12 protein-coding genes are annotated in these 12,588 nt (G+C 67.9%); 4 read left to right on the top strand and 8 right to left on the bottom strand.

Annotated elements, in window-relative coordinates; all coding sequences use genetic code 11:
* The first annotated feature begins 327 nt into the window (after positions 1-327).
* The gene (locus GEM_RS07865; RefSeq protein ID WP_014896881.1) at positions 328-2,256 is read left to right on the top strand and encodes a sigma-54-dependent Fis family transcriptional regulator; all 1,929 of its coding nucleotides are present in this window, start codon (positions 328-330) and stop codon (positions 2,254-2,256) included.
* Positions 2,257-2,275: 19 nt separating this feature from the next.
* Here GEM_RS07865 and GEM_RS07860 read toward each other — a convergent pair whose 3' ends face one another.
* Entirely contained in the window at positions 2,276-2,710 is a 435-nt protein-coding gene (locus tag GEM_RS07860) for a carboxymuconolactone decarboxylase family protein (RefSeq protein ID WP_014896880.1), read from the bottom strand.
* On the bottom strand, positions 2,694-3,155 hold the full coding sequence (locus tag GEM_RS07855; RefSeq protein WP_014896879.1) for a MerR family transcriptional regulator: 462 nt from the start codon (positions 3,153-3,155) through the stop codon (positions 2,694-2,696). Before GEM_RS07855 ends, GEM_RS07860 begins: the two co-directional genes overlap by 17 nt.
* A gap of 286 nt (positions 3,156-3,441) precedes the next feature.
* Here GEM_RS07855 and GEM_RS07850 point away from each other — a divergent pair, with 286 nt between their 5' ends.
* Together GEM_RS07850 and GEM_RS07845 are read left to right on the top strand one after the other, a co-directional pair.
* Positions 3,442-4,035, top strand: a complete 594-nt coding sequence (locus GEM_RS07850; RefSeq protein WP_014896878.1) for a ComEA family DNA-binding protein — start codon at positions 3,442-3,444, stop codon at positions 4,033-4,035.
* Between the two features lie 88 nt (positions 4,036-4,123).
* A complete protein-coding gene (locus GEM_RS07845) occupies positions 4,124-4,561 on the top strand; it encodes a YidB family protein (protein ID WP_014896877.1) in 438 nt (145 codons plus the stop codon).
* Between the two features lie 125 nt (positions 4,562-4,686).
* On the opposite strand, the gene clpB is transcribed toward GEM_RS07845, so the two are convergent.
* Positions 4,687-7,284 carry an ATP-dependent chaperone ClpB gene (gene clpB, locus GEM_RS07840; RefSeq protein WP_014896876.1) on the bottom strand — a complete coding sequence of 866 codons (2,598 nt, stop codon included), beginning with the start codon at positions 7,282-7,284 and terminating at the stop codon, positions 4,687-4,689.
* A gap of 157 nt (positions 7,285-7,441) precedes the next feature.
* Positions 7,442-7,960, bottom strand: a complete 519-nt coding sequence (locus GEM_RS07835; RefSeq protein WP_014896875.1) for an Rrf2 family transcriptional regulator — start codon at positions 7,958-7,960, stop codon at positions 7,442-7,444.
* A 275-nt stretch (positions 7,961-8,235) separates the two neighbouring features.
* Between GEM_RS07835 and GEM_RS07830 the strand changes: the two genes are divergently transcribed.
* Positions 8,236-8,796, top strand: coding sequence for a group III truncated hemoglobin (locus GEM_RS07830; RefSeq protein WP_014896874.1), 561 nt, complete (start codon positions 8,236-8,238; stop codon positions 8,794-8,796).
* A 51-nt stretch (positions 8,797-8,847) separates the two neighbouring features.
* Here the strand turns inward: GEM_RS07830 and GEM_RS07825 are convergent, their stop codons facing one another.
* The 4 genes from GEM_RS07825 to thrC all read right to left on the bottom strand — a co-directional run bounded on the left by GEM_RS07825 (position 8,848) and on the right by thrC (position 12,579).
* The gene (locus GEM_RS07825; protein WP_014896873.1) at positions 8,848-9,324 is read right to left on the bottom strand and encodes a molybdenum cofactor biosynthesis protein MoaE; all 477 of its coding nucleotides are present in this window, start codon (positions 9,322-9,324) and stop codon (positions 8,848-8,850) included.
* 10 nt (positions 9,325-9,334) lie between these two features.
* Complete coding sequence (gene moaD / locus GEM_RS07820; protein ID WP_014896872.1) at positions 9,335-9,592, bottom strand: molybdopterin converting factor subunit 1; 258 nt, start codon at positions 9,590-9,592, stop codon at positions 9,335-9,337.
* Between the two features lie 19 nt (positions 9,593-9,611).
* Positions 9,612-10,859, bottom strand: coding sequence for a gephyrin-like molybdotransferase Glp (gene glp, locus GEM_RS07815; RefSeq protein WP_014896871.1), 1,248 nt, complete (start codon positions 10,857-10,859; stop codon positions 9,612-9,614).
* Between the two features lie 268 nt (positions 10,860-11,127).
* Complete coding sequence (gene thrC / locus GEM_RS07810) at positions 11,128-12,579, bottom strand: threonine synthase (protein WP_014896870.1); 1,452 nt, start codon at positions 12,577-12,579, stop codon at positions 11,128-11,130.
* Positions 12,580-12,588: the final 9 nt, after the last annotated feature.

Raw genomic sequence — 12,588 nt, 5'->3', positions numbered from 1 at the left:
CAACACCGTTCGCCGTGACGACCCGGTGCCCCGCGAAACGGCCGGTGCGTCTCACCTCGTCGATCACCCGGCGCAGCGGTTTCGGCGGCCCGGCCAGCGCCACGGTTTGGCCGCCGAGCCATGCGCGTCGCGGCATGGCGCGCGCCGCCGTGCTCCGGACCACCGTCGCGCACGGTGTGTCCGTGCGTCTCAGCCGCGCGAGACCGGCTGAGATGCCGGTGAGACGAACGTCTCATGCATGCCGCGTGCTGCGATGCAATGTGATCCGCCGAAGCGGATGTGCTACAAGAACATCGAATCCCCCGCCGTATGGAACCGGAGCCGACCATGCCCTACGCCGTCCCCCAGGCCCAGCACGCCGACCGTGTGCTCGGCGCGCTCGCCGGACGCCTGCCCGCGCCGGCCGATTCCGCGCGTCTCGTGTCGTCGTGGCAACGCTCGCTCGAGCGCTACGCGCTCGACCCCGCTTCGTCGATCGGCCCGCGCGTGCTGACCGCGGCCGAACTGCGCGAGGTGCGCGACAAGGAGGAGGCCTTCCTGCGCGCGTCCGGCCAGTGCCTGACGCGCCTGCACGACATGATTCGCGTCGCCGACTATTGCGTGATGCTGACCGACGCGCACGGCGTGACGATCGACTACCGGATCGACCGCGAGCGCCGCAACGACTTCCGTCATGCCGGACTGCACATCGGCTCGTGCTGGTCGGAAAGCGAGGAAGGCACCTGCGGCGTCGCGAGCGTGCTGACCGATCTCGCGCCGATCACCGTGCACAAGACCGATCACTTTCGTGCGGCGTTCACCACCCTCACCTGCAGCGCGGCCCCGATCTTCGCGCCGGGCGGCGAACTGATCGGCGTGCTCGATGCGTCCGCCGTCCAGTCGCCCGACGGCCGCGACAGCCAGCGCCTCGTGTACCAGCTCGTGCGGCAGAGCGCGGCGTTGATCGAGGACGGCTATTTCGTGCACAGCACCGCGCAGTACTGGATATTGTTCGGGCATCCGAATCGTCACTACGTCGAGGCACAGCCCGAGTGGCTGATCGCGTTCGACGAATGCGGCAACATCGTCGCCGCGAACCGGCACGCACGCGACGCGCTGCCGGCACTGCGTGAACCGCGCCATATCGACGAGATCTTCGATGCGACCGAGATGCCGCTGCGCGACGCCGCGCGGCTCGATGCGATCGTCGCGCTGCGGCTGCGCGCGACCGGTGCGCCGCTTTATGCGCGACTGCGCGCGCCGCTCCGGCGTGCCGGCCGCGAAACCGGTACGGCATCACGCCGCCCGGGCACCACGCAGCGCCACGTCGGCGCGCTGACACCGTTCCTGCAGAGCAGCGACACGCGCATCGCGCAGCAGGCCGAACTCGCGTTGCGCGTCGCGAGCAAGCGGCTACCGATCCTGGTGCTCGGCGAAACCGGCGCAGGCAAGGAAGTGTTCGCCCGCGCAATCCACGACGCCGGTGCGCGGCGTGCACGGTCGTTCGTTGCGGTCAACTGCGGCGCACTGCCCGAGGCGCTGATCGAGAGCGAACTGTTCGGCTACGCGGCCGGCGCGTTCACCGGCGCGCGCAAGCATGGCGCGCGCGGCAAGATCGCGCTTGCCGACGGCGGCACGCTGTTCCTCGACGAAATCGGCGACATGCCGCTCACGCTTCAGACGCGCCTGTTGCGCGTGCTCGCCGACGGCGAAGTCGTGCCGCTCGGCAGCGATACGCCGGTGCGCGTCGATCTCGACGTGATTTGCGCGACCCACCGCGATCTTGCGCAGATGGTGGCCGACGGCACGTTCCGCGAGGATCTGTATTACCGGCTGAGCGGCGCGACGTTCGAGCTGCCGCCGCTGCGCGAGCGTGCGGACGTGCGCGACGTGATCGTCGCGGTGTTCGCCGAAGAGGCGCAGGCGACCGGCCACGTGCTCACGCTCGACGCGACGCTCGCCGAGCAGCTCGCGGCGTATCCGTGGCCCGGCAACGTGCGACAACTGCGCAACGCGCTGCGCTATGCGTGCGCGGTGTGCGACGCCGCCCGCGTGACGCGGCGCGACCTGCCGGCTGATCTCGCCGCGCAGCTCGGCGCGCAGCTCGGCGCCGGTCCCGCCGGCGCGCTGCCGGACGACGAACGCGGCCGCATCGTCGCGGCGCTGACAGCACATCGCTGGCGGCCCGATGCGGCCGCGCAGGCGCTCGGCATCTCGCGCGCGACGCTGTATCGACGGATCGCGAAGCACCGGATCGTCGCCCCCCACCGCATCTGATGCACCGGCGCGCTCCGCGTCACGCGGCGTGCGCAGCCGCTTCGGTTGTGCCGCCGTCCCGAGCGGCCGCCTCGTCGCGTCGCGCGAACACTTCCTGCGCGGCGAACAACGCGTTGAGCGCGGCCGGAAACCCCGCGTAGACGGCCATCTGCATGAATACCTCGACGATCTCGTCGCGCGTGCAGCCGACGTTCAGCGCGGCCTCGACATGCACCTTCAGTTGCGGCTGCGCGTTGCCAAGCGCCGCCAGCGCGGCAATCGTCGCGATCTCGCGCGATTTCAGGTCGAGCTGCGACCGGCTGTAGATGTCGCCGAAGCCGAATTCGACGAGCAGCCGCCCGAAGTCCGGTGCAATCGGCGCAAGCGCCGCGATCACGCGTTCGCCCACTTCGCCGTCGATTTCCTTGAGTTTGTTCCAGCCGCGTGCATAGCGATCTTCAACGAGTCGTTCCATGGTGTCCGTCCTGTTCCGAGGATGATTGAGAAGGTTGCGCCCGTCGTTCCGTCTCGCGTTCCTGCGTCTCGTAGTACGCGATCTTGTCGCCGATCGCGTCGAGGCTCGCCTGCAGCTCCGCGATATGCGCCCGCACCCCGTCGCGATGCGCGACCAGCAGCCGCCGGCGCGCACCGAACGTCGACTCGCCTTGCGCGCGCAACGCCGCGAACTGCTGCATCTGCGCGATCGGCATGCCGGTCGCCTTCAGGCGCATCACGAATGCGAGCCAGTCAAGGTCGGCCGGCGCATAGAGCCGGTGCCCGGCCGCCGTGCGCGAAATCGCGCGCAGCAGGCCGGCCTGCTCGTAGTACCGCAACGTATGCGTGGACACGCCCGTCAGTTCGGCGACTTGCCCGATCGTCAGCGGACCGGCTGCGGAAGATTTCGATACGGTTTTCGACATGGCAGGAACAAGGTTAGGAGTTAGAGTTCACTCTAAGTCAAGCATTGTGGAATGGCCAGGAACGCGCATCTGCAGTCACCGTCGCGGACACCGTAAAGAATGGTCAAAACCGCCGCCCGGCGCGGCTTTCCTTCTTTACAGCGACGCAAGCCTTCAGCAAGATTCCGTCGGCCTGTCTTAAAAAGGGCACGCATTTGTCCTATGCTTAACGGCGACGCCCGGCCGGGTCTCGCCCCGATGTCCGTTGCAACAGCCATTCATCCGTCAGAACCAGGGAGCCTTTGCCATGCTGAAAAAGCTGCTGATGCTGTTCGTCGCGCTATCGCTGTCGCTCGCCGCCGGCCTTGCCGCGGCCGTCGAAGTCAACACGGCCGACCAGGCCGCGCTCGAATCGGTGAAGGGCCTCGGGCCCGTGAAGTCGAAGGCGATCATCGACGAACGCACCAGGAACGGCCCGTTCAAGGACGCGGACGATCTCGCGAACCGCGTGAAGGGCCTCGGCACGAAGTCGGTCGGGCATCTGGAGGAAAATGGCCTGACGATCGGCGGCTCGTCGACGCCGCCGAAGGGCGTGAAGCTGTCGAAGCCGGCCGCGACGACGTCGGCCACGACGTCGGCGGGCACCGCCTCGACGTCGACGGCCGCAACGGCCGGCACGACGGCGACGGCACCGGCCGCGAGCGCCCCGGAAGCGGCGGCCAAGCCGGCCAAGAGCAAGCGTGCATCGAAGAAGGACAAGGCGGCCGCAGCCGCGGCGGCATCGGCCGACGCGGGCGCGAGCGCGCCGGTCGCAGCGTCGTCCGCAAAGGCGACGAAGGGTTCGAAGAAGAAGAGCAAGCAGGACAAGGCAGCCTCCGCCGCCGCGGCGTCGGGCGCCTGATGTGCGCCGCGCGCGCGACGGCGTGCGCGCGGCATTCGATCAACGGGCGCCGTCATCGCGGCGCCCTTTTCAGTGAAGGTGAAGAACCATGGGTCTCCTCGACATCGTTGGCGGTCTGATCGGCGGCCAGGCCGGCGGCAACTCGCAAAGCGCACTCATCACGACCGCGCTCGAATTCATCAACAACCAGCCGGGCGGCCTGAACGGGCTGATCGAGAAGTTCAAGGCCGGCGGCGCCGGCGACGTGATCGGCTCGTGGGTCGGCAACGGCGAAAACCAGCCGATCTCGCCGGACACGCTGCAGAACGTGCTCGGCTCGGACGCGATCGGCGCGCTGGCAAGCAAGTTCGGCGTCGATCCGTCGATGGCATCGACCGTCCTGGCGCAAGTCCTGCCGCACGTCGTCAACCACGCGACGCCGGACGGCACGGTGCCGGCCGACGGCCAGGCGCAAGTCGACACGTCGAGCCTGCTCGGTTCGCTTTCGCAACTCGCCGGCATGTTCGGCGGCAACAAGCAGGGCTGAAGCCCCGCAGCGCCTGACGGTCCGAGCGGCCGTTTCGGCCGCCCCATATGCAAACACCCCGCCTGAGCGGGGTGTTTGTTTTTGCGCGCCCGGCGCGAACCGGGCGGGCGGCCGATCACCGGCGATCAGTGCACGACGCGGTCGAACACGAACTTGCCGTCGTTGACGTCGACCGGGATCACGTCCTTCGGGCCGAAGCGACCCGCGAGGATCAGCTTCGCGACCGGGTTCTCGATCTCCTGCTGGATCGCGCGCTTCAGCGGCCGCGCGCCGAACACCGGATCGTAGCCGACCTTCGCGATCTGTTCGAGCGCCGCGGGCGACACGTCGAGTGCCATGTCGAGCTTCGCGAGCCGGTCGTGCAGGCGTGCGAGCTGGATCTTCGCGATCGACTCGATGTTGCTGCGGTCGAGCGCATGGAACACGACGACGTCGTCGATCCGGTTCAGGAACTCGGGACGGAAGTGCTGCTTCACCTCGAGCCACACGGCGTCCTTGATCTCTTCCTGCGGCGAACCCGTCATGGCCTGGATCACCTGCGAGCCGAGGTTCGACGTCATCACGATCACCGTGTTCTTGAAGTCGACCGTACGCCCCTGCCCGTCTGTCATGCGGCCGTCGTCGAGCACCTGCAGCAGCACGTTGAACACGTCCGGATGCGCCTTCTCGATCTCGTCGAGCAGGATCACGCTGTACGGCTTGCGGCGCACGGCTTCGGTCAGGTAGCCGCCTTCCTCGTAGCCGACATAGCCCGGCGGCGCGCCGATCAGCCGCGCGACGCTGTGCTTCTCCATGAACTCGCTCATGTCGATGCGGATCAGGTGCTCTTCCGAATCGAACAGGAACGACGCCAGCGCCTTGCACAGCTCGGTCTTGCCGACACCCGTCGGGCCGAGGAACAGGAACGAGCCGTACGGACGGTTCGGATCGGCGAGACCCGCGCGCGAACGACGGATCGCGTCGGCGACCGCGCTGATTGCCTCGTGCTGGCCGACCACGCGCTCGTGCAGCTTTTCCTCGATATGCAGCAGCTTCTCGCGTTCGCCCTGCATCATCCGCGACACCGGAATCCCGGTTGCGCGCGACACGACTTCCGCGATTTCCTCCGCACCGACCTGCGTGCGCAGCAGACGCGGACGCGTCGGGTTGTGCTGCTCCTGCTCTTCCGCCTGCGTGACCTGCTTCAGTTGCGACTCGAGTTGCGGCAGCTTGCCGTACTGCAGCTCGGCGACCTTCTCCAGCTTGCCTTCACGCTGCAGACGCGCGATGTCGGCACGCACCTTCTCGATCTCTTCCTTGAGCTGCGCGCTGCCCTGCACCGCGGCCTTCTCGGCGGTCCAGATCTCCTCGAGGTCCGCATATTCGCGGCCGAGGCGCTCGATCTCTTCCTCGATCAGCTGCAGGCGCTTCTGCGACGCTTCGTCCTGCTCCTTCTTCACGGCTTCGCGCTCGATCTTCAGCTGGATCAGCCGGCGGTCGAGCTTGTCCATCTCTTCGGGCTTCGAATCGATTTCCATCTTGATCTTCGACGCAGCCTCGTCGATCAGGTCGATTGCCTTGTCCGGCAGGAAGCGGTCCGTGATGTAGCGGTGCGACAGCTCGGCCGCGGCGACGATCGCCGGGTCGGTGATGTCGACGCCGTGGTGCAGTTCGTACTTTTCCTGCAGCCCGCGCAGGATCGCGATCGTCGCCTCGACGCTCGGCTCGTCGACGAGCACCTTCTGGAAGCGGCGCTCGAGCGCGGCGTCCTTCTCGATGTACTTGCGGTATTCGTCGAGCGTGGTCGCGCCGATGCAGTGCAGCTCGCCGCGCGACAGCGCCGGCTTCAGCATGTTGCCTGCATCCATCGCGCCTTCGGCCTTGCCGGCGCCGACCATCGTGTGGATCTCGTCGATGAACACGATCGTGCGGCCTTCGTCCTTCGCGATGTCGTTGAGCACGGCCTTCAGGCGCTCCTCGAACTCGCCGCGATACTTCGCGCCGGCGAGCAGCGCAGCCATGTCGAGCGACAGCACGCGCTTGCCCTTCAGCGTCTCCGGCACTTCGCCGTTGACGATCCGCTGCGCGAGCCCTTCGACGATCGCGGTCTTGCCGACCCCCGGCTCGCCAATCAGCACCGGGTTGTTCTTGGTACGACGCTGCAGGATCTGGATCGAGCGGCGGATTTCGTCGTCGCGGCCGATCACCGGATCGAGCTTGCCCGCGCGGGCGCGCTCGGTCAGGTCGACCGTGTACTTCTTCAGCGCCTCGCGCTGGCTTTCCGCGTCCTGGCTGTGCACCTGCGAGCCGCCGCGCACCGCGGCGATCGCGGCTTCGAGCGCCTTGCGCGTGAGGCCGTGCTGGCGGGCGAGCTTGCCGGCTTCGCCCTTGTCGTCGGACACGGCGAGCAGGAACATCTCGCTCGCGATGAACGTGTCGTTGAGCTTCTGCGCTTCCTTGTCGGCCTGGTTCAGCAGCCCGGCCAACTCACGGCCGATCTGGATCTCGCCGCCCGTGCCCGTCACTTGCGGCAGGCGCGAGATTGCCTCGTTCAGCGCGCCTTGCAGCGCCTGCACGTGAACGCCCGCGCGCGACATCAGCGAGCGGGCGGAGCCGTCCTGCTGCGCGACCAGCGCCGCCAGCACGTGAACGGGTTCGATGTATTGATTGTCGCGGCCTGCCGCGAGGCTTTGCGCGTCCGCGAGTGCTTCCTGGAACTTGGTGGTGAGCTTGTCGATTCTCATTTAGTCGAGACCTCCAATTTTCGATTAACACCAAGATGAGGATGGTTATGCGGGTTTCAAGCGAAATTCGGGTTGATTCAGCGCAAAAATTGTTGGGTGACGATGCAGCGGCCCGCGGGCGAACTGCAGCCGACTGACGGGGCGCGACGCCCGCGCGTCAGCCGGCCTTGGACGGCGCTTCGGCAGACACCGGCACGTGGTCCGATGACGGCTCGGCACGCACGAGCGCAATCGGCCGAATGCCCAGCAGCGCGGCGAGCGGCGACGCGGGTACGGCCAGCTCGCCGATCGTGTGGCGGTCGAGTTCGGCGAAGAACGCATCGCGCGCGGCCACCAGCACGCCCTTCAGACGGCACTGCGGCTCGATCACGCAGCCGCGCGACTCGGCGCCGTCGGCCGCAAAGCAGCCGACCAGCGCGAAATCGTTCTCGGTCGCGCGCACCACCTGGCCGACCGTCAGCGTCAGCGATTCGGGAAACAGCCGCAACCCGCCGTTGCGGCCGCGAACCGTGTCGACCCAGCCGAGCTCGCCGAGCTGCTGCACGACTTTCATCAGATGGTTCTTCGAGATGCCGTAGGCGTCCGAGATCTCCTGGATCGTCGCGAGCCCCTCGCCGCGCACGGCGAGGTAAAGCATGACGCGCAGCGAATAGTCGGTGTAGTCGGTGAGTCTCATAAGCAAATACGGGAATAATCGATCGCGCCCCGATTACGCGAACCGGGTCGATCGGAACGCACGCCGGGCCGGCTGTCGACGCCGCTTGACGGCACCGGGTTGCCGGGACGGCCTGCGCGCAATAAGATGCATGACATCTACACATTTTTCAGGCATTGGTGGACGCTATTTTGCGTCAAAATCCTGTCGGCGTCCTGCGCGTTGCCCGTGTTGCCGTTCAGCCGATGCGTCGCCAACGCCGCGCCAGCGCCCCGACTTTCCCGGCCCTTTTTGCCATGACTGCCCTGCCTGCCTCGCCCGATACCGCGCCGGCCCGCCCGCGCGACGCCGAACCGACCGAAGACAACATCCGCGACCTCGTCTACGCGTTCTACGATCGGGTGCGCGCCGATCCGCTGCTCGGGCCCGTGTTCGACGCGAAGCTGGACGGCCGCTGGGACGACCATTTGCCGAAGATGGTCAGCTTCTGGTCGAGCCTCGTGCTCGGCACCAAGGGCTATCGCGGCAACGTGCAGCAGGCGCACCAGCCGCTCGACGGGGTCGAGCCCGCGCATTTCAGCCGCTGGCTGTCGCTGTTCCTAAAGACCGTCGAGGCGCGCTACACGCCGCCCGCGGCCATCCGCTTCATGGAACCGGCGCTGCGGATCGCGCAGAGCCTGCAGTTGAGCCGCTTCGGCTGGGATTATCAGGTTCCGCCCGAGCAGCAGGCACTGCTCGATGCGATCGCGCCGCGCCGCCGCGACGCGGGCGACGATCCGCACGCGCTGCCGTCACGCGCCCGCGGCGAACCGTTTCCGACCCGGATCATCGGGCGCAGCACCGATCCGGACGCCTGACGCGACGATCAGGCGCCTGCGGCACATCGCCGCATGCGCCGAACGCCGTGCTCAACGCGGCGTGTTGCCGGATTCGATGCCCCAGCGCGCGAGCGCGGCATCGTCGGTGCTGCGAGCGTCGACCCAGCGCTCGCCGTCCGGCGTCGTTTCCTTCTTCCAGAACGGCGCCTCGGTCTTCAGGTAATCCATCACGAACTCGCACGACGCGAACGCGTCGCCGCGATGCGACGCGACCGTCGCGACCATCACGATCTGGTCGAGCGGCAGCAGCCTGCCGACGCGATGCACGATCGCGACGTCGATGCCGGGCCAGCGGCGGCCAGCCTCGACGGCGATCTTCTCGAGCGCCTTCTCGGTCATCCCCGGATAGTGCTCGAGCTCCATCGCGGCGACGGAATCGCCTTCGTTCAGGTCGCGCACCGTGCCGACGAAGCACGCGACCGCGCCGATCCTGGGATTGCGCGCGCGCAATGCCGCCACTTCGGCGTTCAGGTCGAAGTCGTCGGTCTGGATTCGTATTGTCGCCATCGCCCGGCCCTCAACCGCCCGTCACCGGCGGAAAGAACGCGACCTCGCAGCCGTCGGTAAGCCGCGTGCCGGGGTCGGTCATCTCGTGATTGCACGCCATCCGCAACGCGCGCCCTTCGGCGAGCGTCTCGGCCCACGCGCCGCCGCGCAGGCGCAGCCACGCGCGCACGTCGCCGACGGTCGTCACGCCGTCCGGCACGTCGGCCTGCTCGTCGGACACGCCCAGCGCCTCGCGCACGCTTGCAAAGAACTTCAGCTGAATCTTCATAGGTCGGGAAGCCGTCGCGTTACGACAGCAGTTCGGAAAACGGAATGAAACGCACGGTCTCGCCTGCGCTGATCGCGTGCTGCGGCGGATTGTCGATCAGGCCGTCGCCCCACACCGTCGACGTCAGCACCGCCGAGCTCTGGTTCGGGAACAGATCCAGGCCGCCGGCCGCATTGACGCGCGCCCGCAGAAATTCGTTGCGCCGGTCGCCCTTGCTTTGCGAAAAGTCCGCGCGCAGCGACAGCGCGCGCGGCGCGACGTCGCGCACGCCGGACAGGCGCAGCAGGAACGGCCGCACGAACAGCAGGAACGTGACGAAGCTCGACACGGGATTGCCGGGCAGCCCGATGAAATGCGCGTCGGGGCGCTCGTCGCCGCGGCGCACCGCGCCGAATGCGAGCGGCTTGCCGGGCTTCATCGCGATCTGCCACAGCGCGAGCCGCCCTTCGGCCTCGACGGCCGGCTTCACGTGATCCTCGTCGCCGACCGATACGCCGCCGCTCGTCAGGATCACGTCGTGATCGCGCGCGGCCTCGCGCAGCGTGTCGCGGGTCGCGGCAAGCGAGTCGGGCACGATGCCGTAGTCGGTCACGTGGCAGCCGAGCCGCTCCAGCAGCCCGCGCAGCGTGAAGCGGTTCGAGTTGTAGATCGCGCCAGGCTTCAGCGGCTCGCCCGGCATCGTCAGTTCGTCGCCGGTGAAGAACACCGCGACGCGCAGCCGCCGCGCGACCGCCAGCTGCGCACAACCGACCGACGCGGCGAGGCCGAGCGCCTGCGGCGTGAGCCGCGTGCCGGCCGGCAGGATCACCGAACCCTGGCGGATGTCCGCGCCCTGCGCGGTGATCCATTCACCGGCTTTCGGCGTATGCAGGATCTCGACCGCGTCGCCATCGGCCGACGTCTGCTCCTGCATCACCACGGCATCCGCGCCGGGCGGCACCGTCGCGCCGGTAAAGATCCGCGCGGCCGTGCCCGCCGCGAGCGGCGCGGCCGGATGGCCGGCCGGGATCCGCTGCGACACGGGCAGGCGCCGCTCGCCGTGCAGCAGGTCGGCGACGCGCACCGCATAGCCGTCCATCGCGCTCGTATGCATCGGCGGCACGTCGAGCGACGAACTCACGTCGGCCGCCAGCACGCGGCCGAGCGCATCCAGCGTGGCGACGGTTTCGGCGCCGGGCAGCGGCTTCGCGGCGTCGAGCAGTGCGGCGAGCGCTTCGGCGGTCGACAGCATCGGCGCGCGCGGCGCCGCGGGATTCGGGTTCGACATCGATGGAATCGGGGATCGTTGGATTCAATACGTCATTGTAGCGACGCCGTCGCGCGGACGCGCGATATGACCGACATGCGAAAACTGTGATCGGCGCGAACGCACGGCACTGGCACTTGTTTCGCAGGGCATCGGACGGCAGGCGGAACGCAGGCGCGCGCCAGGCCGCCGCCGCGGCCGCCACCAAACAAAACGGCCGGAACCCCGATCCGTGCGACGAATCGGCATTCCGGCCGTCCTGTGACACCGGGCGTGGCCCGGCGCTACGTTACGCGCCCGTATGCGCGGCGATGAAGTCCTTCACCTGCTGCGCGTCGGCCTTCACGACCTCGAAACGCTGCGGCAGCGCCTCGAGCCCGTCGAATGCGGCCGGCCGCTCGGCTTCGCGATCGAGCGCTTCGCGGATCGTCTCGCCGAACTTGATCGGCTGGGCCGTCTCGAGCACCACCATCGGCACACCCGCGTCGAGATGCTCGCGCGCGACCTTCACGCCGTCGGCGGTATGGGTATCGATCATCGTGCTGTAGCGCGCGAACACGTCGCGGATCGTCGCGATGCGGTCCGTGTGGCTGCTGCGACCCGACACGAAGCCGAATTCGGCCACGCGCGCGAAATCGCCGCTCGCCGCGAGGTCGAAGCCGCCCTTCTCCTCGACGTCGCGGAACAACTGCATCACGCGGGCCGGATCGCGTCCGAGCAGGTCGAACACGAAGCGCTCGAAGTTCGACGCCTTCGAGATGTCCATGCTCGGGCTGCTCGTGTGATACGTGTTTTCGGCGCTGCGCACGCGATACGCGCCGGTGCGGAAGAACTCGTCGAGCACGTCGTTCTCGTTGGTCGCGACCACCAGCTTCGCGATCGGCAGCCCCATCATCCGCGCGATGTGGCCCGCGCAGACGTTGCCGAAGTTGCCCGACGGCACCGTGAACGACACGCGCTCGTCGTTCGACTGCGTCGCCGCGAAATAGCCCTTGAAGTAGTACACGACCTGCGCGACGACGCGCGCCCAGTTGATCGAGTTGACGGTGCCGATCTTCTGCTGCGCCTTGTACGCGTGATCGTTCGAGACGGCCTTCACGATGTCCTGGCAGTCGTCGAACACGCCTTCGACCGCGAGGTTGAAGATGTTCGGATCCTGCAGGCTGAACATCTGGGCCGTCTGGAACGCGCTCATCTTCTGGTGCGGCGACAGCATGAACACGCGCACGCCGGCCTTGCCGCGCATCGCGTACTCGGCCGCGCTGCCCGTGTCGCCCGACGTCGCGCCGAGGATGTTCAGCGCTTCGCCGTGCTTCGCGAGCGTGTACTCGAACAGGTTGCCGAGCAGCTGCATCGCCATGTCCTTGAACGCGAGCGTCGGGCCGTTCGACAGTTCGAGCAGCGACAGCGCCGCGCCGTTTTCGGTGCCGAGCGTTTTCAGCGGCGTGATGTCGGACGCGTTCTCGCCGTGGCGCGTGTTGCTGTACACGGCAGCCGTGTACGTGCGGCGCGTGATCGCGCGCAGGTCGTCGGCCGGCACGTCGTCGCAGAACTTCGACAGGATCTCGAAGGCGAGATCCGCGTACGACAGCGCGCGCCAGCGCGCGAGCTCGTCGGCGGAAACCTTCGGATACTCGGCCGGCAGGTACAGCCCGCCGTCCTTCGCGAGACCGCCGAGCAGGATGTCGGAGAACGTATGGCGCTCGCCGATGCCGGCGCCGCGCGTGGAGATGTAGTTCATGTCGTTCCT

The organism is Burkholderia cepacia GG4 (assembly GCF_000292915.1).
GTDB lineage: Bacteria > Pseudomonadota > Gammaproteobacteria > Burkholderiales > Burkholderiaceae > Burkholderia > Burkholderia cepacia_D.
Note: the sequence above shows the minus strand (reverse complement) of the source record. Positions and strands in the feature narration are given on the sequence as shown.